The sequence below is a fragment of the Ralstonia sp. SA306 genome (assembly GCF_054792405.1).
The window spans coordinates 1,907,640-1,934,577 of the sequence record NZ_CP096452.1 but is presented as its reverse complement, the minus strand read 5'-3'; the positions used below and the strand labels follow the sequence as shown (position 1 = coordinate 1,934,577).

The 26,938-nt window shown below is 63.9% G+C and carries 22 protein-coding genes and 1 tRNA gene; 17 read left to right on the top strand and 6 right to left on the bottom strand.

The genetic code is table 11. From position 1 onward, the window contains the following. The first annotated feature begins 8 nt into the window (after window positions 1–8). From M1D44_RS25155 to M1D44_RS25120, 8 genes are all read left to right on the top strand, one after another. Entirely contained in the window at window positions 9–677 is a 669-nt protein-coding gene (locus M1D44_RS25155) for an HAD-IA family hydrolase (RefSeq protein WP_316854101.1), read from the top strand. Window positions 678–687: 10 nt separating this feature from the next. Next, window positions 688–1,836, top strand: a complete 1,149-nt coding sequence (locus M1D44_RS25150) for a DSD1 family PLP-dependent enzyme (protein ID WP_439004774.1) — start codon at window positions 688–690, stop codon at window positions 1,834–1,836. A 244-nt stretch (window positions 1,837–2,080) separates the two neighbouring features. Next, the gene (locus tag M1D44_RS25145) at window positions 2,081–3,469 is read left to right on the top strand and encodes an ATP-binding protein (protein WP_316854099.1); all 1,389 of its coding nucleotides are present in this window, start codon (window positions 2,081–2,083) and stop codon (window positions 3,467–3,469) included. Between the two features lie 37 nt (window positions 3,470–3,506). Continuing rightward, window positions 3,507–3,875 (top strand): response regulator, encoded by a 369-nt coding sequence (locus M1D44_RS25140; protein ID WP_024978090.1) that lies wholly within the window; start codon window positions 3,507–3,509, stop codon window positions 3,873–3,875. After that, window positions 3,868–4,479 (top strand): chemotaxis protein CheC, encoded by a 612-nt coding sequence (locus tag M1D44_RS25135; protein WP_024978091.1) that lies wholly within the window; start codon window positions 3,868–3,870, stop codon window positions 4,477–4,479. The genes M1D44_RS25140 and M1D44_RS25135 overlap by 8 nt, the downstream gene beginning before the upstream one ends. A 39-nt stretch (window positions 4,480–4,518) precedes the next feature. Continuing rightward, a complete protein-coding gene (locus tag M1D44_RS25130) occupies window positions 4,519–5,940 on the top strand; it encodes a response regulator c-di-GMP phosphodiesterase, NosR family (RefSeq protein ID WP_316854098.1) in 1,422 nt (473 codons plus the stop codon). An 86-nt stretch (window positions 5,941–6,026) separates the two neighbouring features. Further along, a complete protein-coding gene (locus M1D44_RS25125; protein WP_037032185.1) occupies window positions 6,027–7,082 on the top strand; it encodes a substrate-binding domain-containing protein in 1,056 nt (351 codons plus the stop codon). 81 nt (window positions 7,083–7,163) lie between these two features. Next, complete coding sequence (locus M1D44_RS25120) at window positions 7,164–8,813, top strand: ATP-binding protein (RefSeq protein ID WP_316854097.1); 1,650 nt, start codon at window positions 7,164–7,166, stop codon at window positions 8,811–8,813. A 251-nt stretch (window positions 8,814–9,064) separates the two neighbouring features. Here M1D44_RS25120 and M1D44_RS25115 read toward each other — a convergent pair. After that, window positions 9,065–9,149 (bottom strand) — tRNA-Leu (locus M1D44_RS25115). A 171-nt stretch (window positions 9,150–9,320) separates the two neighbouring features. Here M1D44_RS25115 and blaOXA point away from each other — a divergent pair. Beyond that, a complete protein-coding gene (gene blaOXA, locus M1D44_RS25110) occupies window positions 9,321–10,148 on the top strand; it encodes an OXA-22 family class D beta-lactamase (protein ID WP_024978095.1) in 828 nt (275 codons plus the stop codon). A gap of 9 nt (window positions 10,149–10,157) precedes the next feature. On the opposite strand, the gene M1D44_RS25105 is transcribed toward blaOXA, so the two are convergent. Continuing rightward, window positions 10,158–10,883: an ArsR/SmtB family transcription factor gene (locus tag M1D44_RS25105; protein WP_024978096.1), complete on the bottom strand. Its 726-nt coding sequence runs from the start codon at window positions 10,881–10,883 to the stop codon at window positions 10,158–10,160. A 135-nt stretch (window positions 10,884–11,018) separates the two neighbouring features. Between M1D44_RS25105 and M1D44_RS25100 the strand changes: the two genes are divergently transcribed. From M1D44_RS25100 to mctP, 3 genes are all read left to right on the top strand, one after another. Then, window positions 11,019–12,395, top strand: coding sequence for an MFS transporter (locus M1D44_RS25100; protein WP_428984674.1), 1,377 nt, complete (start codon window positions 11,019–11,021; stop codon window positions 12,393–12,395). 1,072 nt (window positions 12,396–13,467) lie between these two features. After that, window positions 13,468–13,647 (top strand): DUF3311 domain-containing protein, encoded by a 180-nt coding sequence (locus M1D44_RS25095; protein ID WP_024978098.1) that lies wholly within the window; start codon window positions 13,468–13,470, stop codon window positions 13,645–13,647. Further along, a complete protein-coding gene (gene mctP / locus M1D44_RS25090; RefSeq protein ID WP_112188809.1) occupies window positions 13,647–15,155 on the top strand; it encodes a monocarboxylate uptake permease MctP in 1,509 nt (502 codons plus the stop codon). Before M1D44_RS25095 ends, mctP begins: the two co-directional genes overlap by 1 nt. Window positions 15,156–15,257: 102 nt before the next feature. Here mctP and M1D44_RS25085 read toward each other — a convergent pair whose 3' ends face one another. After that, window positions 15,258–16,379, bottom strand: a complete 1,122-nt coding sequence (locus M1D44_RS25085; protein ID WP_316854095.1) for a sensor histidine kinase — start codon at window positions 16,377–16,379, stop codon at window positions 15,258–15,260. Between the two features lie 267 nt (window positions 16,380–16,646). Here M1D44_RS25085 and M1D44_RS25080 point away from each other — a divergent pair, with 267 nt between their 5' ends. Then, complete coding sequence (locus M1D44_RS25080) at window positions 16,647–19,037, top strand: hybrid sensor histidine kinase/response regulator (protein ID WP_316854094.1); 2,391 nt, start codon at window positions 16,647–16,649, stop codon at window positions 19,035–19,037. 472 nt (window positions 19,038–19,509) lie between these two features. On the opposite strand, the gene M1D44_RS25075 is transcribed toward M1D44_RS25080, so the two are convergent. Next, the gene (locus tag M1D44_RS25075) at window positions 19,510–20,100 is read right to left on the bottom strand and encodes a flavodoxin family protein (protein ID WP_316854093.1); all 591 of its coding nucleotides are present in this window, start codon (window positions 20,098–20,100) and stop codon (window positions 19,510–19,512) included. 118 nt (window positions 20,101–20,218) lie between these two features. Between M1D44_RS25075 and M1D44_RS25070 the strand changes: the two genes are divergently transcribed. Then, entirely contained in the window at window positions 20,219–21,124 is a 906-nt protein-coding gene (locus M1D44_RS25070) for a LysR family transcriptional regulator (protein WP_112188801.1), read from the top strand. Window positions 21,125–21,255: 131 nt separating this feature from the next. Here the strand turns inward: M1D44_RS25070 and M1D44_RS25065 are convergent, their stop codons facing one another. Then, window positions 21,256–21,948, bottom strand: a complete 693-nt coding sequence (locus M1D44_RS25065; protein WP_316854092.1) for a DUF2076 domain-containing protein — start codon at window positions 21,946–21,948, stop codon at window positions 21,256–21,258. Window positions 21,949–22,058: 110 nt separating this feature from the next. Next, the gene (locus tag M1D44_RS25060; protein WP_316854091.1) at window positions 22,059–23,030 is read right to left on the bottom strand and encodes a GlxA family transcriptional regulator; all 972 of its coding nucleotides are present in this window, start codon (window positions 23,028–23,030) and stop codon (window positions 22,059–22,061) included. 97 nt (window positions 23,031–23,127) lie between these two features. Between M1D44_RS25060 and M1D44_RS25055 the strand changes: the two genes are divergently transcribed. From M1D44_RS25055 to M1D44_RS25045, 3 genes are all read left to right on the top strand, one after another. After that, a complete protein-coding gene (locus M1D44_RS25055; RefSeq protein ID WP_024978106.1) occupies window positions 23,128–23,580 on the top strand; it encodes a tautomerase family protein in 453 nt (150 codons plus the stop codon). A gap of 27 nt (window positions 23,581–23,607) precedes the next feature. Then, window positions 23,608–24,423 carry a dienelactone hydrolase family protein gene (locus tag M1D44_RS25050; protein WP_316854090.1) on the top strand — a complete coding sequence of 272 codons (816 nt, stop codon included), beginning with the start codon at window positions 23,608–23,610 and terminating at the stop codon, window positions 24,421–24,423. Between the two features lie 136 nt (window positions 24,424–24,559). Further along, a complete protein-coding gene (locus M1D44_RS25045; RefSeq protein WP_316854089.1) occupies window positions 24,560–26,938 on the top strand; it encodes a bifunctional salicylyl-CoA 5-hydroxylase/oxidoreductase in 2,379 nt (792 codons plus the stop codon).

The window sequence follows — 26,938 nt, the reverse complement described above, 5'->3', positions numbered from 1 at the left end:
ATTTGCAGGTGACAAGCGTGAATGCTTCCACGGTTTCTCCCGATACCGGCTATCCCAAAGCCATCCTGTTCGATCTGCTGACCGCGCTGCTCGATTCGTGGTCGTTGTGGAACCGCGCCGCTGGCTCCGAACAGGCAGGCCGCACGTGGCGCGCCGAGTATCTGCGGCTCACGTACGGCTGCGGCGCATACGTCCCTTATGAAACGATGGTTCGGCAGGCCGCGCAGAACGTCGGCTTATTGGCCTCCGCCCCTGAAGCGCTGGAAGCCAACTGGTTGCACCTCGCACCGTGGAGCGGCGCTGCGCAAGCGCTGGCCCAGCTCCAGCCGCACTGCAAACTGGCCGTTGTCACCAACTGTTCGGAACGGCTGGGCCGGCAAGCCGCAGCGCTGTTGCCCGTCACGTGGGATGTCGTTGTCACGGCCGAGCAGGCTGGCGTGTACAAGCCCGATCCGAAGCCCTATCGCATGGCGCTCGAACAGCTTGGCGTGGACGCGGCCGACGCGGCATTTGTTGCGGGCTCCAGTTACGACATGTTTGGCACAGCGGCCGTGGGTCTGCGCACGTACTGGCATAACCGCATCGGCCTGACGCCGGTGGAGGGCGCCCAGTTGCCGGAAATCACCTCGCCCACGCTCGACGATCTGTTGCCCTGGGCCCGCCGCTTTGCCGCATGAGGATGCAACCATGACCCCTGACACGCACACGCTTGAAACCCTCGACACGCCCGCTGCGTTGATTGACCTGCCGCGCATGCAGCACAACATTGCCCGGATGCAGCACCGCATGAACGCGCTGGGCGTGAAATTCCGCCCGCATGTGAAGACCACCAAGTGCCTCGATGTGGTGCGCGCACAGATGGCGGCCGGCGCGCAAGGCATCACCGTATCGACGTTGAAGGAGGCCGAGGCCTTCTTTGCCGCCGGTATCAAGGACATCCTGTACGCGGTGGGCATTGTCGCCACCAAGCTGCCGCGTGCGATGGCGCTCCGCAAGCGGGGCTGCGATCTGAAGCTCGTGGTCGATAACGCAGAGGCCGCCCACGCTGTGGTCGACTACGCCCGCGCACACGGTGAGCGCTGTGAAGTGTGGATCGAAGTCGACACCGATGGGCACCGCTCCGGCATCACGCCCGAGCAGGAGGCGCTGCTGGAAGTCGGCCGCATCCTGAAAGGCGGTGGCATCGACGTGGGCGGCGTGATGACGCACGCCGGCTCCAGCTACGACCTGAACGACCGCGCCGCGCTGGGCGCATTGGCCGAGCAGGAGCGTGCCGGTTGCGTGCACGCCGCGCAGCGCCTGCGGGATGCCGGCGTGCCGTGCGCGGCGGTGAGCGTGGGCTCGACGCCCACCGCGTTGGCCACCGAACACCTCGACGGCGTGACGGAGGTGCGCGCGGGGGTCTACGTGTTCTTCGATCTGGTCATGCACAACGTGGGCGTGTGCGCGCTGGACGAGATCGCCCTGAGCGTGCTGACCACCGTGATCGGCCATCAGCCCGACAAAGGCTGGGTGATTGTCGACGCCGGATGGATGGCGATGAGCCGTGACCGCGGCACCGCCAAGCAGTCGCATGACTTCGGCTACGGGCTGCCGTGCGCGCTTGACGGCACGCCACTCGACGGGCTCATGCTGATCGGCGCGAACCAGGAGCACGGCATTCTGGCGGCCAGCGATGGCTCGGCACGCGACGACCTGGTGGCGCGATTTCCGGTCGGCACGAAGCTGCGTGTACTGCCCAACCATGCGTGCGCGACAGGGGCCCAGTTTCCGGAGTACCAGGCGGTGTCGTCGCGGGGCATGGTGCAGACGTGGGGGCGGTTCCACGGCTGGTGAGTCGCGCACCTGGTATGCCGAAAAGCAAAAGGCCCGCAGCGTACTTGCGGGCTTTTTGCTTCTATCCAGACTACCAAATCAAAAAAATGAGATCCGGTTTTAGCGTGGCGATCCGGATATTCAGGGGTTAATAGGGATTTATACGCATTTGCCTGGGCAAAATCCGGTCGATAGATAGAGAGACGGCCACGGAACTCAAGTGGCTGATAGCGAACATCATTATCCCGCAGGAAGCATGCCAAACATGGCAGACGTCACCCAACCCCTGTTATCTGATGCCATTGCGGAATTGGTAAGTTGTGGCGTGTTTTCTGTGAATCGCCAGATGCAGATCCTGTCGTGGAACCGCTTCATGCAATATCACAGCGGTTTTTCCGGCGAGGAAGTGATCGGCAAGAATATGTTTGCGCTGTTTCCCGAGTTGCCGGAGAAGTGGCTGCGCAAGAAAATCGAGAGCGTATTCATTCTAGGTGTCTCTGCGTACACATCTTGGGAGCACCGCCCGTATTTGTTTCGTTTTCGTCATACGCGGCCCATTACCGACACGATTGAATGGATGCAGCAGAACTGCAGCTTTATTCCGATCGAAGATGGAAATGGTGTGGTCATTGCGGTGGGGATTACGTTGCTCGATGCGACGGACGTGTGCCTCGCATATGGCGAGCTGAAGAAGCGCGAAAAAACCGTAACCGATGCGCTTCAGGAACTCACCGTGCGTAACGCCCAACTCTCCGCACTGAACGAAGAGCTGGCCCAGGCGCATCAGCAGCTGCTGCAGTCTGAAAAGCTTGCCGCCATTGGCCAGCTTGCCGCCGGCATTGCGCACGAGATCAATAACCCCGTGGGGTTTGTGCTCTCGAACCTGAACAGCTTGCAGCGCTACATGAGCACGCTGCTCGATTACGCACGCAGCCTGGATCAGCTGATTGGCCAGCATACGCCGTCACTCGACGCACAGCTCTTGGCGCTTGCGCAGGCGGCCGACATCGAGTTCCTGGCCGAAGATGGTCCAGCGCTCGTGGCCGAATCGCAGGAAGGCCTGACCCGGGTGCGCGACATTGTGGTGGACTTGCGCGATTTCTCACGCGTCGACAGCGCCCACCAATGGGATCAGGTGGACATTCACCGCTGCATCGAGTCGACGCTCAACATCGCCCACAACGAGGTCAAATATCAGGCTGACCTCGTGCGCGAGTACAGCGAACTGCCGGCCGTGACCTGCATCCCGTCGCAGATCAATCAGGTGGTGCTGAACCTGGTGGTCAACGCGGCGCAGTCGTATGCGGGCGAAAGCACGCAGGGCGGCGGGCGCGGCACCATCACCGTCCGCACCGGAACTGACGCGACCGACGCTGCATCGATCTGGTTTGAGGTAGCAGACGCCGGCAGCGGCATCGCGCCCGAAAACCTGAAGCGCATCTTCGATCCTTTCTTCACCACCAAGCCTGTTGGCAAGGGCACCGGGCTGGGCCTGTCTCTCACCTACGGCATTGTCAGGGCGCATGGCGGGCGCATCGACGTGTCGAGCACGGTGGGCGTGGGCACGACCTTTCGCGTGACCTTGCCACGTTGCAGGCCGGAAGCCCCGCCTGTCGAACAACAACCGCCGGCCGCTACCGCGCTGGCTATATGACGTAAGCCTCACGCTTTACGCCTGAAGGGGACACATCATGGCGCTACCTGTGCTCGTTGCCGACGATTCATCGTTGGCGCGCAAGCTTCTGATCAACGCCTTGCCTGACGACTGGGATGTCGAGGTTACGCAGGCATCCAACGGTGCGCAGGCGCTGGAGCTGTTTCGTGCCGGTAAGGGCACGGTCGTTTTTCTCGATCTGACCATGCCGGACATGGACGGCTTCCAGGTGCTCGAACACATCCGCAAGGCCTGCGACGACGCCTTCGTCATCGTGGTGTCGGCCGACATCCAGTCGGGTGCCGTCGAGCGCGTCAAGGACCTCGGCGCCATCGGCTTCATTCCGAAGCCCGTATCGGCTGAGCGCATTGTTCCGATCCTGCGGGGGTACGGTCTTTATGAATGACCTGACACTGAACGAAGACCAGCGCGACGCTCTGCAGGAAATCGCCAATATCGGGATGGGCAAAGCGGGGGCGGCACTGGCCGAACTGCTGGGGGCCTTTGTGACGCTCTCGGTGCCGGGCATCAAGCTTGTCAACGCGGCACAACTGAAGGCCGAACTGCTGGGCCGCGACATGGCCGGCGACGCGCCCTCGCCGGTGCGGCAGGCGTTTCAGTCCGACATTCCGGGCGAGGCGATCGTGCTGTTCGGCAAGGACGGCCGCGAAGAACTCGAAGAACTGATGGGCTACGGCGATGCCGACGTAAACAGCGAAAGCGAAGCCCTGGCCGATATCGCCAACTTGCTCGTGGGTGCTTGTGTGCGCAGCGTCTTCGAGCAGCTCGGCCGCAATCTGTCGTTCTCGCGGCCAAGCTTCGTTCCGGCCGCGGTGCTCCAGCAAGCCTTGTCCGGCGAACAGTTCCATCGTTGGGATGTAGCGCTTTTGCTGGAGGTGCGCTTCACCCTGGAGCGCGGCGGCTTTGTGGCCCAGTTGGTGATGTTGTTACCTGAAACCGCCATCCGAAAAATGAAGCACGCGCTGGAGCAATTCCTGCAGGCGCTTTGAGACGCGCCCCGCCAGCCACCCAACCGTGAGACGCCAGCCATGCTTGTTTACGACGAAGACACCGCGCAAGCGAGCGCGCCCGAGATCAAAGCCGCCGCGCAGCCAGAAAGCGCGCCCGCTTCTGCAACGTCTGCGGACGCCACGCCGTTGATCCTGCTGGTGGACGATGAGCCAGGCGTGCTCTCGTCGCTGCGCCGGCTGCTGAGGCCCACGGGCTACCGCGTGATCACCGCCGAGGGCGGTGCGGCGGCGCTCGACATGCTGTCGGTGTATCCGGTGGATCTGATCATTTCCGACATGCGCATGCCCGGCATGAACGGCGCTGAGTTCCTGGCACGTGCTCGTGAGCGCTATCCGGACATCATGCGGATCCTGCTGACCGGCTACTCCGAAGTCGATTCGGCTGTGCGTGCCATCAACGAGGGCGGCGTCTATCGCTACCTCAACAAGCCGTGGGATGACCAGGACCTGTTGCTCACCGTTAAGCACGCGATCGAGCAGCGCACGCTCGCATGCGAGGCGCGCCGCCTGAGCGAGTTGACGCAGCAGCAGAACGAAACGCTGCAGCAATTGAATGCCGGGCTGGAAACCCAGGTGCTGGCGCGCACCGAAGAAATTCGCCAGACCGTGATGTTCCTGGAGGGTGCTCAACGTGACCAGAAAGCGAACTTCACGAATATGGTCAAGGTATGCGCCAGCATGATCGAGATGCGCTGTGGTGCCATGGCGCGCCAGTCGCTGCGCGTGGCCGATCTGGCGCGCCGCATTGCCATTGAATGCGGGTTGACGGGGCTGCAGGTGCAGGACATCTTCCACGCTGGCCTGCTGCACGGCATTGGCAAGTTGTCGCTGCCCGATGCCCTGCTGAATACGTCGCTCGACAGGCTTTCGGCTGAACAGGCACAGCAGTTCTATCAGCATCCGCTGCGTGCTCAGATGGTGCTCACACCCGTGCCGCAGCTCGAGCATGTGGCCCAAATCATCCGGCACCAGTACGAACGCTTCAATGGCCGCGGTACTCCCGACCGATTGGCAGGATCGGCGATCCCGATCGGCGCACGCATCGTGGCGGTCGCACGCGATTTCGAGGGGCTTCTGACGGGCGAGATCATCAAGGACCACGTCTCGGGCGATCAAGCTCTGGAGATGGTCAAGGCGCAATCGGGCCTGCGCTATGACCCCGACGTGGTTGTGCGCTTCGTGGCCGTGCTCAGACAGCAGGGCGAGGTGATGCCTGTGCGGCAGATCGCTGCGGCCGAACTGCGGGAGGGCATGCGGTTGGCCGACGATCTGCTCACGCGACGCGGTGTGCTGCTCATTACACGGGACAGCATCGTCAGTGCGCATCAGGTCTTGCAGATCAGGCGCTTCGAAACCCATGAGGATGTGCCGTTCGCGATTCTTGTCTATGCGCCTTTGCCCAATCCCACGGATGCGGCAGACGTGCCACCAGCAGCGTGAAGGGTGACCTTCGGGAGGCGGCGATGGTCCCAAGCAGCGGCAAGCGAATGCTGGCATACCTGCTGTGCGCATTCGGGTGGGGAGCGATGGCAGGCCAGGCGATGGCCTCCGGCGGCATCGCCGACGACGCACGCATGCAGCAGATCGTCGCGCGCGCCAGCGAACACGGGGCCCCTTGGGATGGTCCCCAGGCAGGTCCTCGTGCGCAGGTCGGCATCACGCTGGCCGTCGTGAGTGAAGACTTGCGCAACGGCGGCATTCTTGGTGTTGCGAAAGGCATCAAGGAGGCCGCTGGGGCCATCGGCTGGAAGATCCGCGTCTATGACGCCGGCGGGACGCCGGAGGGCCGCAAGCGAGCGATGGCATCGGCCTGGGCGCTGCAACCGGACGGCGTCGTGCTCGTCGGGGGTGACGCGCGCGAGATGCAGGCAGAGCTGCTGCCCTTCGTGCGGCAGGGCAGGCCCGTGGTCGGCTGGCACGTTGCCGCAACGGCCGGCGCCATCACGGGCAGTCCCATCGCCATCAATGTTTCCACCGACCCGATGGCAGTTGCCCGGCTCACGGCCATGGCGGCTGTAGTGGAATCGGCGGGCCACGCCAACGTGGTCATCTTTACCGACTCCAATTTCCAGATCGCCAGCGCAAAGGCTGCGGCGATGGCTGAGGTGATCGGCGCATGCAAGGGCTGCCGCTTGCTGGCCGTCGAGGACGTACCTATCTCGGGCAGTGCGCAGGCCATGCCCGCCGTCATGCGACGTCTGCTGGAGCGGTATGGCCGCGTGTGGACGCATGCGCTGGCCATCAACGACATCTACTTCGATTACGCCGCCGCCGAGCTGACCCGCGCCGGCAAGCCCGACGGCATCCACATGCTGTCTGCCGGCGACGGCAGCGCCGCGGCGTTCCTGCGCATCCAGGCTGGAGCGTTTCAGACGAGCACGGTGGCCGAGCCGTTGAACCTGCAAGGCTGGCAACTGGTGGACGAGGTGAACCGGCTGCTGACCCATCATGTGGTCACCGGGTATGTGGCCCCCGTGCACCTTGTGACGGTCAAGAACGTCGCTTTCGATGGCGGACCACTCGGGCAATACGACCCGGACAACGGCTACCGGGCCGTGTATCGCCGGATATGGGGCCGTTGAATGTTCAGCGCAGCCCCTGCTATCCGCTGTGCGCGCATGCCGCGGTACGGTCTGTGGCCCAGATCGCTCGGGCGTCAATTCATGTTGGTCGTCGCCATGCTGGCGCTGCTGATCTCGGCAGGCGGCATCACGGCGGTCTATGCGCTGCGCACCTCGGCGGAAGCCACCCGCAGGCTCGCCAGCGAGCAGCTCATGCAATTGCGCGAGGCGCAGGAACTCGTTCAGCGCACGTTGTTGATTGAGCGCGAATCGGCGCAGTTGGAAAAGACCTCGTCGGTGGAAGCCCTGCGCCGGCACTATGCCGAGATCTTGCGCAACCTGGAGGCGTTCGAGCAGTTGTCCGAACGGCTTGCTGCAACCGACGACGACATTGAAGTGCTCGATCTGCATCAGTCGACTCAGCTGTTTCGCAACGTCGTCAATATCGTCGCGCAGTGGTGGGAAAGCGAGCTGCAGCATGCCGGAACTGCCGGCGCGGCTGCACAGGCGCCGGCATCCGAACGCAGCCTTGCCGGGCGCCGGTCCTTGGATGCGCTTTACATGCAAGCCGGCGCCATGGTGGTTTCGGCACAGCAGGTGTCGGAGCAGCACACGCGGGCGTTTCAGCAGGCGATGCAGGCGTTGGCGGTTGTTTCCGAGCGCAATCAGCGCTGGGTGACAGCGCTGCTCGCCACCAGCGTGGCATTTGCCTGCCTGGCGGCTTACGGGCTGCTCGGGCGCCATGTGCTTCAGCGCTTGCTGCAGGTCAGCCGCAGCTTGCGCGAAGGACACTCGGACGGGGCGCCCAGTGCGGTACCCGTGGATGGCGACGATGAGATCGGCCAGATGGCGCGCGCGGTCGAGCAATTCCAGCGTGACCGATGGCAGCTTGCCTTGGCCCACGAGGCACTGCAGGCCGAGCGTGCGCGCCAGGAGCAACTGCTGCACGAACTGGCCCAAACGCAGGGGCAGCTGCTGCAATCGGAAAAGATGGCGTCGATCGGCCAGCTCGCTGCCGGCGTGGCCCATGAGATCAACAATCCCGTCTCGTTTGTCAAAGCCAATCTGGGCAGTTTGCAGCGATACGTTGGAGGATTGCTCGACGCGCTGTCAGCCTACGAATCCCACGAGGCAGAGTTGGCGCCCGCCACGCGGGCTGCGCTTGCGCAGGTCAAGCTGGCGGCTGATCTCGAGTACGTGCGCGAAGATGTGCCGGGGCTGTTGGCGGAGTCCCAGGAGGGGCTGCAGCGGGTCAAGACGATCGTGCAGGGTCTCAAGGATTTCTCCCATGTAGAAGAAGCGCAGCCGCAACCTGCCAATCTTGAAGCGTGTCTGGAAACAACAATCAAGATCGTCTGGAATGAGCTGAAGTACAAGGTGGAGCTGGTGCGCGAATATGGCGGAATCCCAGACATCGAGTGCAGGCCCACCCAACTGAGCCAGGTGTTCATGAATCTGCTGGTCAATGCCGGACAAGCCATTCAGGACCACGGACGCATCACGCTGCGAACCGGCCACGACGCGGACAACGTCTGGGTGGAGGTGGAAGATACCGGGGGCGGTATCCGGCCCGAGCATCTCAGCCGCATCTTCGATCCGTTCTTCACCACCAAGCCCGTTGGCCTGGGGACGGGGCTCGGCCTGTCCGTTTCTTATGGCATCGTGCGCAAGCATGGTGGCCAGATCGACGTGCGTAGCGACGTTGGCCGGGGCACGTGTTTTCGGCTCGTCTTGCCACTGCAAAGCCGTTGATGCAGCGGGCGCATTCGAGCGCCAGATTCCGATACGGCGCGTTCGTACCCCTTCGTACCCCTTCCCGGAGCCAGCAACGATCCGAGCCGCGTGCTCTGCCTTGCATGGCATCGGCGGCGCCGGGCGTCATCAGAGCAATGTGAGGCGATGCAGGACGGTTTGAATCTCGCTTTCGTCCGGACAACAAAAAACCCGCGAGGCTTATCGCCACGCGGGTTTTTTGTCGCCCCTGAACTGCTTGGGACTGTGTTTGGTGCCCAGGAGAGGACTCGAACCTCCACGGAGTTACCCGCTAGTACCTGAAACTAGTGCGTCTACCAATTCCGCCACCTGGGCTAGGTGAGCCGCGCATTTTACCGACCGCCGAAAAATTTGCAAGCCCTTCTTTTTGGAACGGCTATTCCGCCAGCGTTACAGCCGTTACGCCCGCAGGGGTCAGCAGGACGGCAACCTCGCTGCTACGCTGCCACGCAGCCATTTGCATTCCCCCCAACATGAGGTTGATCGATGATGAAACTTCGCCACGCCGCCACCGGCGCCCTGCTGGCCGCGCTTGCCACGTTTGCCCACGCCGAGCACCCGATCTGCACGATCGTGGCCGACGCCGCCACAGGCAAGGCCGTCTTGCACGAAGGCAAGTGCGACGAGCGCGTGACCCCCGCTTCCACCTTCAAGCTGGCACTCGCCGTCATGGGTTTTGACCACGGTTTCCTCAAAGACGAGCACACCCCGGTCGAGCACTTCAAGCGTGGTGACCCCGATTGGGGCGGCGAAGCCTGGCACCAGCCCATCGACCCGGCGCTGTGGCTCAAATATTCGGTGGTCTGGTATTCGCAGCGCATTACGCACGCAATGGGCGCGCAGACCTTCCAGGCGTACGTGCGCAAGCTCGGCTACGGCAACATGGATGTGAGCGGCGACCCGGGCAAGAACAACGGCATGGACCGCTCGTGGATCACCTCGTCGCTGAAGATCTCGCCGGAGGAGCAGGTCGACTTTATGCGCAGGATCGTCAATCGGCAGTTGCCGGTGTCGGCGCGCACCTACGAGATGGTCGACCGTACCGTGCAGACCTGGCAGGTGCCGGGTGGTTGGGCCGTGCAGGGCAAGACGGGCACCGCCGGCCCGGCGCCGGGCAATACGTCAGCCGACGGCACGTGGGATCAGGCGCACGCTTACGGCTGGTTTGTCGGCTGGGCCAAGAAGGGAGACAAAACGTACGTATTTGCCAACCTGATCCAGGACGACAAGGTGGAGCCGACGTCGGGCGGCATACGCTCGCGCGATGCGCTGCTTGCGCGCCTGCCCGAAGTCCTGGCCTTTGCTGGGCACTGATCGACGGCGTTATGCATGACGGTGTTCGGCCGCGCTGCGCACCGTTGCTTCATCCACGCCCAGGCGCTGATGCAATTCCTGCCAGCCCTTGGGCGTGACCAGCACGGCGCGGGAATCGCGTGCGCGCAGCATCCAGCCGACATCGCACAGGCGACGCAGGAACTGCACCCCCAGCGGCCCCGCCAGGTGATGCGTGCGCTCCGTCCAATCCAGGCATTGCCGCGCCAGCCCGCGTCGCGTCGGGCGAATGGCGCACACATCGAGCCCCACGTCGCCAAACCAGGTGATGCCGGCGGGGGTGATCTCGTATTGCTTGTCTGGCATCGGCAGCAGATAGCCGCGTGATTGCAGCGCGTGCGTGACGGCCACGCCCACCTGCCCGGCAAGGTGGTCATAGCAGCAGCGGCAGAAGCCAAGCTCTCGCGCCTTCGGGCTGGGTGTGGCGCGTCGCACGGCCGCTGCGGGCGTGATGGCCGCCAGGTGTTCCAGCGCTTGCGCCACATGTGCCCCGGCCAGCCGGAAGTACTTGTGCCGCCCCTCGGTTTCCACCACCACCAAGCCACCGTCGAGCAACTTGGCCAGATGCGTGCTTGCCGTCTGCGCGGTGACGCCCGCGGCATGCGCCAACTCGCCCGCTGGCAGCGCGCGCCCATCGAGCAACGCCGTCAGCATGGCCGCCCGTGCCGGGTCAGCAATCAGGAAGGCCGTGCCGGAAAAGCTGTTCGGATGCGACATGTCCGACTCCTTGTCATGTGGCCATTCTAGGGAGCCGCGCGCCGCGATGCTTCGACACGCATCGAAGCGTTGCCCACGATGCCGGCACTACGCTGGGGCCATCACTTGCTAAAGCCAAAAGCTAAAGGCCCCGAGATGGATGGAATCACGATGCAACAAGCGCATGCCAGCACCGCGACACGTAAACGCGTGGTGCTGTGCGTGCTGTCGATGGCCGTGTTGGTCGCGCAGATCGACACCGCCGTCGTCAACCTGGCGGTGCGCCCGATTGGCCAGTTCTTCCACGCGGAGGTCGGCCCGCTGCAGTGGGTGATCGACGCTTACAACCTCGCCTATGCCGCATTGCTGCTCAGCGGCGGCCTGCTGGCCGACTTGTACGGCCGCCGGCGGGCGTTTGTGTCGGGTGCGGCGGTGTTCTCGGTGGCATCGGTGCTGTGCGCGCTGGCGCCGTCGATCGGGTGGCTGATCGGGGCGCGTGCGATGGCGGGTGTGGGTGCGTCGTTGCTGCTGCCGGCATCGCTGGCGATCCTGCGGGTGGTGTGGCGCGACCCGGGCGAACGTGCGCATGCGCTGGGCGTCTGGGCCGCATGCAACGGCTTGGCCATGGCGATTGGGCCGACGGCCGGCGGCGTGCTGGTCACGCACTTCGGCTGGCGCGCCGTGTTCTGGGTAGTGGTGCCGGTGAGCGTGGCCATCATGGTGCTGGCCGTGCGGGTGGTACCGGAATCGTCCGACGCCGCGCATCGCCGTTTCGATGCGCTGGCCCAGGTGTTGGGCGCCATCACGCTGGGCGGTCTGGCCTTTGCCGCCATCGAAGCGCATCACGCGCCCGTTGTGGCGGCGGCTGTGCTGGCCGTGGCGATCATCGCGCTGGCGTGGTTCATTCGCGTAGAGGCGCGCCATGGTGGCGAGGCGCTGGTGCCACTGGATCTCTTTCGCGTGCGGGAGTTTCGCGGCGCCATTGTCGCCACGGCGGGCATGACGTTCGGCATGTACGGCGCACTCTTTTTGCTGCCGCTCATGTGGCAAAGCACCGGGCGCTTCAACGTCATTGGCGCGGGCATTGCGCTGATGCCGATGGCGCTGGTCTTCATGGCGGTGTCGCCCCTGTCGGGCACGGTGGCGCGCCGCCACGGCGTGCGGCTGGCCACGGCGGGCGGGGTGGGCATCATCGCGCTGGGGCTGCTCACGGTGGGCGCGTTTGCAGGTGCCGCATCGGTGGTGCCGGCAGCCATCGGGCTGGCGCTCACGGGGCTCGGCATGGGCTTTGCCACCGGCCCGCTGATGGGCGCGGCGGTAGGCGCCGTGGGGCCGGAGCGTTCCGGCACGGCATCGGCGCTCGTCAACGTGGCGCGCATGACTGGGGCGACGCTGGGCGTGGCAATTCTGGGGGCGGTGTATGCCGTGTGCAGCATCGGCGCATCGGGGTTGCGCGTGGCCATGTTGTGCGGCGGCGCGGTACAGCTCGCATGCGCCGCCGTGGCGTGGCGGCATGGCGCTGAGCGCCACTGAGCGCGCTGCAATGCCCTGCCGCTTTTACGCCGGATTGGAACAGGCAAGGCCATCTGACGCATCGCAAAAAAATACCCGGCGAGGGGATTGCCGGGCTAAGTGGGATGTGAATGCATAAGACAGAATCACCTTACAAGATTTTCTTTGATCAGATTGAAAACAAATTTAAAACACAACACGTTTTTGAGGATTTGCTCTAAAGAAACGGGCGCTTGAATGTCAACCGGTGTGCGGGTTTTTCCTGATGGCTGCGCCATTTGCGGGTTGATGGCAAACGATTTCCTCTTGAAAGAGGAATTTCAATGGCGGTGCCTTTCAAGTAAAAAAAGCTAAAAAACCCCCAATGAAAAAGACTTTATTGGATTGAAATGAATTGGAAAATTAATTCAATCAATTCCGTATTGAATTGTCGATCTGACCGGATATGTTGGACGCCAGGAGCCCATCGGCACGCACACCACTGCATGAGCAGGCATTTGCATTGATCGACATTGATCGAATTTCGGGGCGCGTCGGCCGGCAAGAATTCGGGGCTTTATGTGTCGGTTCAGCGCCGAGGGTTTCCGCTCGAAGCACTCGGACGGCCCCCTTCACGGCTACGACGGCAAGCTCGGCATGCGCTGGAACGGGTAAGCCGACCGCAACGCGGCAGCGCTGCACGGTGCAGAAACCCTGGACACGCTAGGGCTTATGCTGCGCCACAACAATCAACGGGGAACCACTGCGGCTCCCCGTTGTGCTTGGTGCCATGCGACGCCGTAACGGCTTACGCGTGTTGCTCACGCAATCGGCCGCTGTCTGTCATGACAGGAATTCGTGAAAACCCTAGGAAACCCGCGCCCACCTTAGCGATTGGTTATTTCACGCGAAAAGCCTACGCTTACTACGTAGTACTACGTGTGGCTGCTGCGTACAGGTGCGGATGGTTTTCCGGAGGGCGCGCGATCAGAGTGCGCCGGATAACAACAAAGGCGGAAAGCACTCCCTCAGACATCCGTCTGGCCACGCATCGGGCGTGGCACCTCACCTGTTCAAAACAACAATCCGAAGTCCCCGAACTAGGAGACAACCCATGAAGTTCTTGCTCGCACTGCCTTTCATCGGCCTGCTGTGGGTGCCGTTCTACAACCAGGAAATGCCGGCGCTCTTCGGCTTTCCGTTCTTCTACTGGTACCAGTTCCTCTGGGTGCCGATCACCTCGCTGCTGATCTGGATCGTCTTCAAGAACGGTCAGAGCAAAGGAGAAGAATGATGGGCGGACAAATCAACTGGACTGCGCTGGCGGTCTTCATCTTCTTCTTCGCGCTGGTCACGGTGATGGGTTTCATCGCCTCGCGCTGGCAGCGCGGCAACTCCGACAAGGGTGCCCACATTGAGGAGTGGGGCCTGGGCGGCCGCAACTTCGGCACCTGGATCACGTGGTTCCTGGTGGGCGGCGATTTCTACACCGCCTACACCGTGATCGCCGTGCCGGCACTCGTGTATGCGGTGGGCGCGTATGGCTTCTTCGCGCTGCCGTACACGATCCTGGTGTACCCGATCGTCTTCCTGATCATGCCCAAGCTGTGGAAGGTGGCGCATGCCAATGGCCACGTCACGGCGGCTGATGCCGTGTACGGCCGCTACGGCTCGCGCTCGCTGGAGTTTGCGGTGGCGCTCACGGGCGTGGTGGCGACGATGCCCTACATCGCCCTGCAGCTCATCGGCATGGAAGTCGTGATCAAGGCGCTGGGTTTGACGGGCGAGCTGCCGCTGGCGGCCGCGTTCGTCATCCTGGCGCTGTACACGTACTCCGCCGGCCTGCGCGCCCCGGCGCTCATCGCCTTCGTCAAAGACATCATGATCTACATCGTGGTGCTGGTGGCGGTGGTGCTGGTGCCGGCCAAGCTGGGTGGCTACGGTGCGGTGTTTGCCACCGCGCATGATGCGTTTGCCTTGAAGGGCGGCGCCACGGGCCTCACGCTCAAGCCTGCGCAGTTCCTGCCGTTCGCCACGCTGGCAATTGGCTCGGCACTGGCGGCGTTCATGTATCCGCACACGCTCACGGGCATCTTTGCCGCGCGCAGTGCAGACACGATCCGCAAGAACGCCGTCTTCCTGCCCGCCTATACGGTGCTGCTGGGCCTGATCGCGCTGCTGGGTTTCATGGCCTATGCGGCAGGCATCAAGGTCACCAACAACAACGACGTCGTGCCCGCGCTGTTCAACGCGCTGTTCCCGAGCTGGTTCACGGGCTTTGCGTTCTCGGCCATCGCCATTGGTGCACTGGTGCCGGCGGCCGTCATGTCGATTGGGGCGGCCAACCTGTTCACGCGCAACTTCTGGAAGCCCTACGTGGCCCCGGACCTCACGCACGCCGGTGAGGAAAAGGTTGCCAAGGTGATCTCGCTCATCGTCAAGGCGGGCGCGCTGGTGTTCATCCTGTTCCTGCCGACCAAGTTCGCGCTGGACCTGCAGCTGCTGGGCGGCGTGTGGATCGTGCAGACGTTCCCGTCGGTCGTGTTCGGGTTGTTCAACATCTCGAACCGCTTCCGCGCACCGGCGCTGCTGGCCGGTTGGGCAGCGGGCATGATTGGCGGCAGCTGGCTGGCGTTCTCCGACGGCATCAAGCCCGTGCACACCTTTGTGATTGGCGGTGACAAGTACACCATCTACACGGGCCTGGCGGCACTGGCCTTCAACATCATCGTTGCGGTGGTGGTGCAGTTGCTGATGGGCAAGCGTGGCGAAGAAGCCGCTACCCTGCGTCAGGCAGGCTGATCGACGCTGCGATTCGCAAAAGGAAGAGAAAGAGCCGGTACCTCAGGGTGCCGGCTTTTTTTCTTTAACGCTGGGCGACCGGCATGCCCGCAGCCGGAAGTTTCAAGCAGCCACCGAATAGGGAATCCGCACGGTGAACGTCGTGCCGTGTTCGGACGATTGCACATCGATCGTTCCGCGATGCGCCTGCACAATGCAGCGGCAGATGTACAGGCCAAGCCCGATGCCGGCTGCGCTCCCGCTGTGGTCGGGCTGTTTGGCGCGGGTGAGCGGATCGAACAGTGTTGGGAAAGCGGAGGGCGGTATGGGGTTGCCCTCGTTTGAAACGGCAACCGTCATCTGCCCCTCGCGTCCAGCGGCTTCGATGGCGACGCGCCCCGATCCGTAACGCACCGCGTTGGCCAATAGATTGACCAGCAACTGGCCGATCCGGCTCCCGTCCCAGGTGCCACGAAGTTCGCCCGCAAGGCGCAGATCGATCTGCGCATCGGGGTAAGACGCGCACACTTCGTCGATGGCATCGCTGCAAAGCCGCCCCATATCCTGGGGGCTGAAAGTCGTGGGCAGGAAATCGCCCAAGCGGGTGCGTGTGAAGACGAGCAGATCGTCGATCATCTGTTGCACGCGCATCGCACCGCGCTGTATGAATGCGACCGCGCGTACGCTGCGTGACGACAGCCCTTCGTCGTGCAGCAGCGTTTCTGCGGAGGCCAGGATCGCGCCGAGGGGGGAGCGCAGGTCATGCGCGAGCACGCCGGAAAACAGGTCGCGCGTGCGCTCCGTTCGCTGCGCGTGCTGTCGCACCGACTCTGCGAGCATCTGGTCGATTGCTTCATTGAATCGGATCATCTCCTGGAAGGCTGACGGGTCCGATTGCGCAAACTGCTGCCACCGGCGCAGCACGCTGGCGCGCAGTGCGCGGTATTCCGCCACCACATCGTTGATGTCGAAACCGTGCGAGAGGCGGTCGTCGGCATGCTCGTGGGCCGCTTCATTGAAGCCGGACTCCGAAGGCGCCCGGTCGCCCTGCGATTTGGCCCGCTGTTGCTCGGGCGTCTGCCGCTCGCGCATGTCTGCGGCAATCCGGACGAGAAGATCACGAATCGAATTACGCAACTGGGATTCGGAAAGACCGGCGCGGCCGCTGCTGACCGTGCGCGCGTATTCCGTCCAGTCGTCGACGATGTCGGGGAGGTTTGCCTGGATAAAGTCAGATAGCGTCATGGATTTCCTCGACGGTTGCGAAAGCCATGTTGAGACGGGAGGTTGGGCACAACGAGGCCATTGCCCACATGGTGGAAAGGGTCGTTGCCCGTTTTACCGCTACAAGGTATGCAAACTGCGTTCCAGTCGCTAGCTGGGTGCGGAGATTCCTCTACAACTCGCACCCGCAGACCGTCGTGGGTGCACGAGCGGGCGGCCATGGGCACACCAGTTGCTGCTCTTGGCACGTACCCCCCTTGCGGCGCTCCACGCTTACCTGCCAACTGAATGAACGACGCCGCTTCTCCGCCCTCCGAATTCGGCCCTACATGGCTTCGGCTGTGGGCTGAATCGACCTCCGATTACGCCATCTTTGCGCTGTCGATACAGGGCATTGTTTCAACGTGGAATCCGGGCGGCGAATGCATGCACGGCTATCGGCCGGACGAGATTATTGGCCAGCCGTTCGCACTTCTGTATCCGCCGGAGGGCCGAGCCTCGGGTGCGCCCGAGGCCGCGCTGCATGCCGCCGCCAAGACAGGGCGGCATGTCGAGGAGGGATGGCGCATGCGCAAGGACGGCACGCCCTTCTGGGCGAACGTCGCCATGACGGCACTTCGCGACAGCAACAACGCGTTGATCGGGTTCGGTACCGTGATCAGCGATGTGAGCGACAAGAAGGCCGCTCACGACGCTGTGCTGAAGAGCGAACGCAACTTCCGCCTGCTCGTTCAGGGCGTGACGGACTACGCCATCTTCATGCTGTCGACCGACGGGCACATCACGAGCTGGAATGAGGGGGCACGGCGCATCAAGGGCTATACCGAGTCCGACATCATCGGTTCACATTTTTCGCGTTTCTATACGCCTGAGGATGTTGCGGCGGGCGTACCGTTCCGGGGCCTGGAGACCGCCCGGCGCGACGGGCGCTTCGAGGCCGAAGGCTGGCGCGTGCGGCGTGACGGAAGCCGCTTCTTTGCGCACGTCATCATCGATGCCATCTACGAAGAGGGTGAGTTGGTCGGGTTTGCGAAGATCACCCGCGACATCACGGAACGGCGGCGTGCCAGCGAGCAGCTCGAGCAAACGCAAAGGGCGCTGTTCCAGGCCCAGAAGATGGAAGCGCTGGGCAAGCTCACGGGTGGCGTTGCGCATGATTTCAACAACGTGCTGCAGGTGCTGCGGGGCAATCTCGAACTGCTCGAAAGTCGGCACGGCCGTGATGGCTGGAGCGCCGAGCGACTCAGTAACGCCATCGATGCCGTTGATCGCGGCGCCACGCTTGCCGCTCAGTTGCTTGCCTTCGGTCGCCAGCAACCGCTTGCTCCCGTCGTGATCAATCCAGCGCGGCAACTGCGCGCCATGGATGATCTGTTGCGGCGGGCGCTGGGCGAGGCGATCGAAATCGAATCGGTGGTCGCAGGCGGCCTCTGGAATATCGCGGTCGATCCGCATCACCTGGAAAACGTCATCCTGAATCTGGCGATCAACGCGCGGGATGCGATGCCCGAGGGCGGCAAGCTCACGCTCGAACTGTCCAACGCCACGCTCGACGACGAATATGTGATGCCAGTTCCCGATGTGTCGGCTGGGCAGTACGTTATGCTCGCCGTCACGGATACCGGCACGGGCATGAGCCCCCAAGTGTTGGAGCAGGCATTCGACCCGTTCTTCAGCACCAAGCCCGAGGGAGAGGGTACGGGGCTGGGGCTCAGCATGGCCTACGGTTTCGTCAAGCAGAGCGGCGGTCATATTCGGCTCTACAGCGAAGTTGAGGAGGGCACGACCGTGCGGGTCTATCTGCCCCGCTCCACCGGCACGGCGGTCGAGCCCTCACGCCTCACGGCCAGCGGGCTCAAGCACGGCAACGAGACGATCCTCGTCGTGGAAGACGACGCAAAAGTTCGCGAAACCGTAGTCGATCTGTTGGGCGGACTCGGCTATGCCGTGCTCAAGGCCAACAACGCAGAGCAGGCATTGGCCGTGGTCGAGAGTGGCGTGCACATCGACATGCTCTTTACCGACGTGGTCATGCCAGGGGCACTGCGCAGTCCGGAGATGGTGCGCAGGGCGGTTCAGACGCTTCCCGCGCTGAAGGTGCTGTACACGTCCGGCTACACGCAGAACGCTATCGTGCATGGCGGCCGGCTCGATCCCGGTGTCGAGTTACTGAGCAAGCCTTACAGCCGCCAGCAGCTTGCATTCAAGATTCGCCAGGTGCTGGGGGGCGACGCGGTGGAAGCGATCGGACCCGACGTAGAAGAGACGCGGCTCGATCTCAACACGGGCCCTGTTTGGGAGCCGGCGCGCTTGCGCATCCTCGTGGTGGAGGACGACGCTTCCTTGCGTGGCGCGGTATGCGAGCTGTTGATGCTTATCGGGATCACGCCGCAGCAGGCGGCCAGCGGCGCGCAGGCGCTCGCAGCCCTGCGTGCAGGCTCCGTCGACGTTCTGTTTACGGACATCGTCATGCCTGACATGTCCGGCATTGAACTCGCGCAGCGGGCGTCTGAATTGGATCCGGCGCTACGGGTGGTCTTCGCTTCTGGAAACCCCATCCCAGACCACGACAGCTTTGCGTTCAAGTGGACGGCGCTTCGCAAGCCGTACACGCTCGATCAATTGCAGCACGCACTGCAATCGATGATGGCGCTTGAGCGGATCACCACCGACACGTAGCCGAGCGTTGAGGTTTGAGCGCGGCGTTTGGGTTTCAAAGGCTCGTGTTCCACAGTGGAAGGTTCACGCACGGTACCCAAACAGTGGAGCGCCGCTGTTTTCGCTCGAAATTTTCGACCTCTGAGAGTCGTGCTCCAGGGCCGGGCTGTCGAGCACCAGCCTCCGCCCGTGGCCATCGACTGTTTGAGACTGGAACGCGACACTCGGAGGTCGAAAATTTGAAGCTCAAAGAGTCGAGCCCCAGGGGTAGGCTGTGGAGCGCGACTGTCTGGAAGCGATGCTCGACGCTCGCACTGTCGAACACGAGTGTTTGGGTGTCGGGTGCGAGGCTTTGAGGCTGGGGGTTGAGTGTCGGAGAGTCGAGCTTGAGGCTCCAGGAGTGAGCGCCATGCCAATTGCCCCGTAGCCCGGCGCACCCCGCCCACCGATCGCGCCAAAGCGCGTCATCGGCGGCGGGTGCGCTTCCATCATTTCAGCGCGCTTGAGCCCGCCCCGCGCGGAGCTGTGCCGCAACCACGGCCACGCGCGCGCCATAGCGGCGTGCCGTCTCAAGATCGCCCGCCGACATTTCTTCGGGCGAGGCATCGGCCGGCGTCTGTGCCATCGGCGCGATGTACGATCCCATGCGGTTCAGGTCGTCGCGCTTCGATGCCTTTACGTTCGCAGGCTTGATATCCATGCTCACCCAGATGCCGCCATGCTGCCCCGTGAGCAGGACAAAGTATTCGAGCGTGTTGAGCTTGTCGCCATTGATGCTCGCGCTGTTGGTAAAACCGCCGAAGACCTTGTTTTGCCATGCGCCTTCGAACCACGGCTTTGACGATGCATCTGCAAACTTCTTGAACTGCCAGCTGGGGCCACCCATGTAGGTTGGCGAGCCGAACAGGATGGCGTCCGCTGCGGCGAGCGTGGCCCAGCCGTTTTCGGGGATATTGCCTTCGGCGTCGATTGCAACGAGCACCGCGCTGGCGCCTTGCGCCACGGCGCTTGCCATGCGTGCGGTATGCCCGTAGCCGGAGTGATAGACGACGGCCGTTTTTGCCGTGTTGGTGGTTTCAGTCATGGTGGCTTCCTATCGTGAACGTGGTCCGCTGTGGACGACATGGGAAGCCACTTTAGCGAGCGGCGACTGCGTTATAAATGACGCCAAATTGAACGTTCTGTTCTTCCACGGGTGAACAATGCAAAACCTCGACGCGCTGTTGATCTTTGCGCGTGTGGCCGAAATGATGAGCTTCACGCGTGCGGCCGAAAGCCTCGGCATCCAGAAGGGACGTGTCTCGACGGTGATCCGCACGCTTGAGCGGGATGTGGGCGTCGCGCTCCTGCATCGGACCACGCGGAGTGTGCAGCTGACCGAAGACGGCCGCGAATTCTATGCACGCGCGCGGGACTTGTTGGCAGAAGCCCAGGAACTGCAATCGATGTTCCTGGGCAACGGCGGGCCGTTGCGCGGCCGGCTGCGCGTCGACATGCCCACCGAGTTGGCGCGCAGTGTCGTGGTCCCTGCGCTGCCGCAACTGATGGCTGCGCACCCGGAGCTGCAACTGGAACTCTCCAGTACGGACCGCCGCGTCGATCTGGTTCAGGAAGGGTTCGACTGTGTGATCCGTCTCGGTCCGATCTCGGATGAAACACTGATTGCCCGGCCGCTTGGCAGGCTGCGCATGATGAATGCGGCAAGCCCGTCTTACCTGGCTCGGTATGGCGTCCCGCATACGCTCGAAGACCTGCGCAGCCAGGGGCATCAGATGGTGCATTACACGCTCACGCTCGGCGCCCGGCATGCCGGATGGGAATACCCCGACGGCGACGGTTATGCGTGGCTGCCGCTGCCAAGTGCCATGCAGGTCAACAGCGTGCAGACCTATCACGCCGCCGGGCTCGCGGGCATTGGGCTGATTCAGGCGGGATATTCTGCGCTCGCGCCGCATATCGAAAGCGGCGCGCTTGTGGAAGTGCTCCCTGACCTGCGCCCCGAACCCCTGGTCGCGTCGCTCGTCGTGGCCCATCGGCGCAACCTGTCGCCGCGCGTTCGGGCTTTTATGGCGTGGATCGAAGGGGTGTTGAAGCCTTATCTTGATTAAGTGTTTGCGGGCCCTCTGTCCTGCCACCCCGCTTTGCCAAGAGGTGTCTCTCTTCGCAAAGCGCGGCTCCGACGGACGTTTCCTCCGAATTGAGGAGACGACGCTCGCGCTTGAGCCCTGAGCTGTGGCGACTAGCTCAACATCGAATCGTCATCCGAATAATCACTACCGCCCAGATCGCTGTCATCAATCAGGCCAAGGCTGTCGTCACGCGAGGCCGTGTTGGTATTGCCGCTGTTGCCGTTGCTATTGCTGTCGTAATAGTTGTTGATGACCGTTTCGGTGGTGCCGCCCATTACCGGCTGCTGGCCGAAGAAGCCGCCACCGCCGCTGTTGTGGTGGAACATGTTCTCGATGCCCTGGAACAGGAGCGCGCCGCCGGCCACGCCGGCTGCCGTGGTCGCGACGCTGCCGAGCGTGCTGCCCAGGCCGCCGCTAAAGAAGCCCGAGCGCGCGGGTTGCGCCGGGGCCGGCTGCGCCTGCGGCGGCATCTGCATGGGGGCGGCCTGCTGCGGGGCGTAGGCTGGGTTGGGCGCGGGGCTGTTGGCGTGGCTGCCCCAGTTGTTGGCGGAGTCCATGAACGATGTGCCGCGGCCCGCCTGTGCCGCTTGCAACTGGTTTTGCAGCGCGGCGATTTGCGCTTGCGCCGATGCCAGCGCCTGGTCAAGCAGCATGGCGCGCTGCACGAGCAGATAGGCAGCGTCTGGCTGGCGTGCCACGGCATCGAGGATGCGGGCTTCGGCCTGCGGGTCCTTGGCTGCGGCGCGGGCTTGCGTCAGTTGGGCCAGGAAGTTCTCCAGCGCTTGCTGTTCTTGCGGTGACATGGTGTGGGTTCCTGTCTGGGTGGGAGCGACGTGACCAAGTTAGGCTTCAAGTCTTAAACGAAAATTAAAGTCCCGCAGCTTCTTGTGTAACGGCCTGTAACCCTAGGCCCCTAGGCGGCCGGGCGGTATTGGCTCGGGTTGGTGCCCGACACCTTGCGCATCAGGCGCCGCAGCGCGGTGGCGTCTTCGTAGCCCACGGCTTCGGCCACGCTGTCGATGGTCATGCGGCTGGATTCGATCAGCATGCGGGCGCGGTTCAGGCGCACGCTCTGCACCAGGGCCAGGGTGCTTCTGCCGGTGGCCTCGCGCACGTGCCGAGACAGCGTGCGTTGCGACATGGCCAGTTCGTCGGCCAGCGTCTGCACGCTGGGCGGGTCGGGCAGGGCGGCTTCAATGCGCGCCACCAGCCGGGCTATCAGCGCGTTGCCGTTGGCCAGCATGGCGGGCACCACAAAAGGCGCCTGCGCGTGGCGGCCGTCGATCAGCAGCACGCGCCCCACGGCATCGGCCAGCGCCACACCAAAGCGCGTGCGCAGCAGGTGCAGCATCAGGTCGGTCTGCGCAAAGGCAGCACCGGCGGTGGCGACCGGGCCGTCGGCGCACACCATGCGGTTTGCGTCGACGGTGCATGCGGGTTCCCACCGCCGCAATGTTGCGGCCAGCCACCAAGACGTGGTGACGCAGCGCCCGGGCAGCAACCCCGCCGCCTGCAGCAGAAACACCGCCGAGCACGATGCTGCCACCTGCCCGCCCGCCGCCACTTGCGCGGCCACGGCGCGCGCTGCCCGCTGGGCATCGTCTTGCGCCAGGCGCTTGGCAATCACTTCCGCATGGTCCAGGCCCAGGCCTGGCACGATCCAGGTGCTGCCATCCGGGCGCAGGCGTTTTGGCAGCGCGGTGGCCTCCACCTGCATGCCGTTGCTCAGCCGCACACTGGGCGCGTCGGCGGACAGCACGCGCCACGTCGGGCGTGCGGCTTTGATGCGCGGGGCCAGTGTCGACGCGGCCTGCAGGATGTCCAGCGTGGCCGCCACGCTGGTGGCATATGCGCCCGAGAGTACGAGGATGGTGAAATCCGCCATGACCGAAGTTGCCCGAAAGATGTCGAAATCGACACTGCCAGTCTAGCGGCTGCAAGGGTTCAATGCAGGCATGTCAACAACGCCGACGATTGCCCACATGCCAAACATCCTCGTCAAGATTCCCGCAAACACCTTTGACGGCGACGCACGCGCGGCGCTCGCACGCCGCATCACCGAGGCGGCCGCACAGGCGGAGCAGATTCCCGATGATCCGCGCCGGCGCGCGACAACCTGGGTGGTGATGGAAGACGTGCCGGCCGCCTCCTGGTGGTGCGGCGGGGTGGACGTGGCAAGGCAGATGGTGCCGTGTCTGGTCGTCGCCCATGTACCTGCGGGTGTGCTGGATGCCGATGCGCGGGCGCGCTTCGTTCAGCAGATGCACGAGGCCTTCTCGCAGGCGTTGCCGGCGGCCGATGCCCGGCGCGTGGTGACCTCCGTGATGCTGCATGACGTGGCCGACGGCACCTGGGGCGTGAACGGCGCGCTGTGGACGCTGCCCGATTTCGCCAGGGCGGCGGGTTATGCGCACCTGCAGCACCTCGTCGCTTGAGCCAAGCCATTCCAACGGAGCCCATGCATGACAAGCCAGCCCCCGCAGCAGGATGATCGCCTGGAAGACTTCACGCGCCGCCAGATCACGCTGGATGGCATCACCAAAACCGTGTACGTGGCCGGCGCGGGCCCGGGCGTGATCGTCATGGCCGAGATGCCGGGCATCAGCCCGCACGTGGCGCGGTTTGCGCGCTGGGTGCGCGATGCGGGGCTGACGGTCTACATGCCGTCGTTGTTCGGCCGCGATGGCGCAGTGCCCGAGGCGGATGCCGGCGCGGAGGTCTTCCGCCATGCGTGCGTGAGTGCGGAGTTCCGCGCGTTTGCGGCCAACCAGTCGAGCCCGGTCACGCAATGGCTGCGCGCGCTGGCGCGGCTGGCCCATGCGGAGTGCGGCGGCCCGGGCGTGGGCGCCATCGGCATGTGCTTCACGGGCAATTTTGCGCTGACGATGATGTTGGAGCCGGCCATGCTGGCGCCTGTGCTGTGCCAACCGTCGTTGCCGTTGAACGAGCCGGGCGGGATCGAGATCGCGCCGGAGGAGGTCGCTGCCGTGCGCCAACGGCTGGAGCGGGAAGACCTGACCGTGTTGGCCTACCGGTTCGAGGGCGACCGCTTTTGCCGCGCCCAGCGTTTTGCCGCGTACGCGGATGCGCTGGGCAGCCGCTTTGTGGCGCGCGTGCTGCCCGACAGCGCCGCGCACCCGAGCCCGCCGTCGTTCTTCGCCCAGCATGTGCCTTGTCCGCATAGCGTGGTGACCGCCCACCTGATCGACGCAGCCGGGGAGCCCACGCTCGCCGCCCGCGACGAGATCCTCGTGTTCTTCCGCCACCGCCTGAGCTGAGTGGGGACTCACATGCGGGTGTGAACTTGGCGCCGCCCGGTTCGGTGTAAACCCCGGGGCGCCGGCTGAGTAAATTGCTTTACAACTAAACTATTCATGACTAATGTAATACCGCATCGAACGCGGAGCCGTTGTCATGAAGATTGTCTGTATTGGTGGTGGGCCGGCTGGCCTGTACTTTGCCCTGCTGATGAAGTTGCAGGACCCGTCGCACGACATCACCGTGGTGGAGCGCAACCGCCCGTATGACACCTTCGGCTGGGGCGTGGTGTTCTCCGACCAGACGCTGGGCAACCTGCAGCGCGCCGACGCCAAGAGCGCCGCGCAGATCCTCGACGCCTTCAACCACTGGGACGACATTGAAGTCCACATCCGCGGCCAGGTGGTGCGCTCGGGCGGCCACGGCTTCTGCGGCATCGGGCGCAAGCGCCTGCTGAACATCCTGCAGGCGCGCTGCGAGGAAGAGGGCGTCAAGCTCGTCTTCGAAACCGACGTGCAGGACAAGGATTTGGAAAACGATGGCACCTATGCCGATGCGGATCTCATCATTGCCAGCGACGGCCTGAACAGCCGCATTCGCACCAAGTACGCAGCGACGTATCAACCCGATATCGACACGCGCCGCTGCCGCTTTGTCTGGCTGGGCACGCACAAGCTGTTCGACGCCTTCACCTTTGCGTTTGAAGAAACCGAGCACGGCTGGTTCCAGGCGCATGCGTACCGCTTTGATGACGAGACTTCCACCTTCATTGTCGAGGCGCCCGAAGAGGTATGGCGCGCCGCCGGGCTGGAGACCATGGAAAAGGAAGACGCCATCGCCTATTGCGAGCGCCTCTTCGCCAAGTATCTCGACGGCAACAAGCTGATTTCCAACGCCACGCACCTGCGGGGCTCGGCGCAGTGGATTCGGTTTCCGCGTGTGGTTTGCCGGCACTGGGTGCATACCAATGCGCACAACACGCCGGTGGTGCTGATGGGTGACGCCGCCCACACGGCGCATTTCTCGATCGGCTCCGGGACCAAGCTGGCGCTGGAAGACTCGATTGAACTGGCGCGTAGCATCGGCCAGCACCCTGGCGATTTGCGTGCCGCGCTTGAGCACTACGAGGCGGTGCGCAGCGTGGAAGTGCTGCGCATCCAGAACGCGGCGCGCAACTCGACCGAGTGGTTTGAAAACGTAGACCGCTACGCCAACCTGCCGACCGAGCAATTTGCGTATTCGTTGCTCACGCGTAGCCAGCGCATCAGCCACGAAAACCTGCGCCAGCGTGACAAGCGCTATCTCGAATCGTTTGAAGATTGGATTGCCGAGCAGGCCGGCGCACCGCGCGGCCCGCAGCACGGCCCGGTGCCGCCGATGTTCACGCCGTTCACGGTGCGTGGCGTCACGCTCAAGAACCGCGTGGTGGTGTCGCCCATGGCGCAGTACTCGTGCGAAGACGGCCAACCGGCGGACTACCACCTTGTGCACCTGGGCGCCCGCGCCATGGGCGGCGCGGGCTTGGTGATGGCCGAAATGACCTGCGTATCGCCCGATGCGCGCATCACCCCGGGCTGCCCGGGTTTGTGGAACACCGAACACCGCGATGGCTGGGCGCGCATCGTGCAGTTCGTGCATGCCAACAGCGATGCGAAGCTGGGTGTCCAGATCGGCCACGCGGGTGCCAAGGGCTCGACGCGCGTGGCGTGGGAGGGCATCGATCTTCCGCTGGAAAACGGGCAGAACTGGCCGCTGATCTCCGCATCGCCACAGCAGTATCTGGATGGCGTGAGCCAGTGGTCGCACGCCATGACGCGTGACGACATGGACCGCGTGCGTGACGACTTTATCCATTCGGCGCGGCTGGCGGCAGACGCCGGGTTCGACTGGCTGGAGCTGCACTGCGCGCACGGCTATCTGCTGTCGTCGTTCATCTCGCCGCTGACGAACCAGCGCAACGACGAATATGGCGGCTCGCTGGAAAACCGGCTGCGTTTTCCGCTGGAAGTGTTTCACGCGGTGCGTGAGGTGTGGCCGAGCAACAAGCCGATGTCGGTGCGCATTTCCGCGCACGACTGGGTGGAAGGCGGTATCACGCCGGACGATGCGGTGGAGATCGCGCGCATCTTCAAGGCCGCAGGCGCGGACATGATCGATTGCTCGTCGGGCCAGGTCAGCAAGAAAGAACAGCCGGTGTACGGCCGCATGTTCCAGACGCCCTTTGCCGACCGCGTGCGCAATGAGGCGGGCATCGCCACCATTGCCGTGGGCGCCATCTCCGAGGCGGACCACGTCAACAGCATCATCGCTGCCGGCCGTGCCGACCTGTGCGCTGTGGCGCGTCCGCACCTGGCCAACCCGGCCTGGACGCTGAACGAAGCCGCCCGCATTGGCTATCTCGACATGCCGTGGCCCAAGCAGTACCGCGCGGGCAAGCTGCAGTTGGAGCGCAACCTGGAGCGCGAGCGTGCAATGGCGGCGCAGGCGGCAGGGCTGTCGCCGCTGGAGCAGGCCAACCGCATGCAGGGGGTCTGA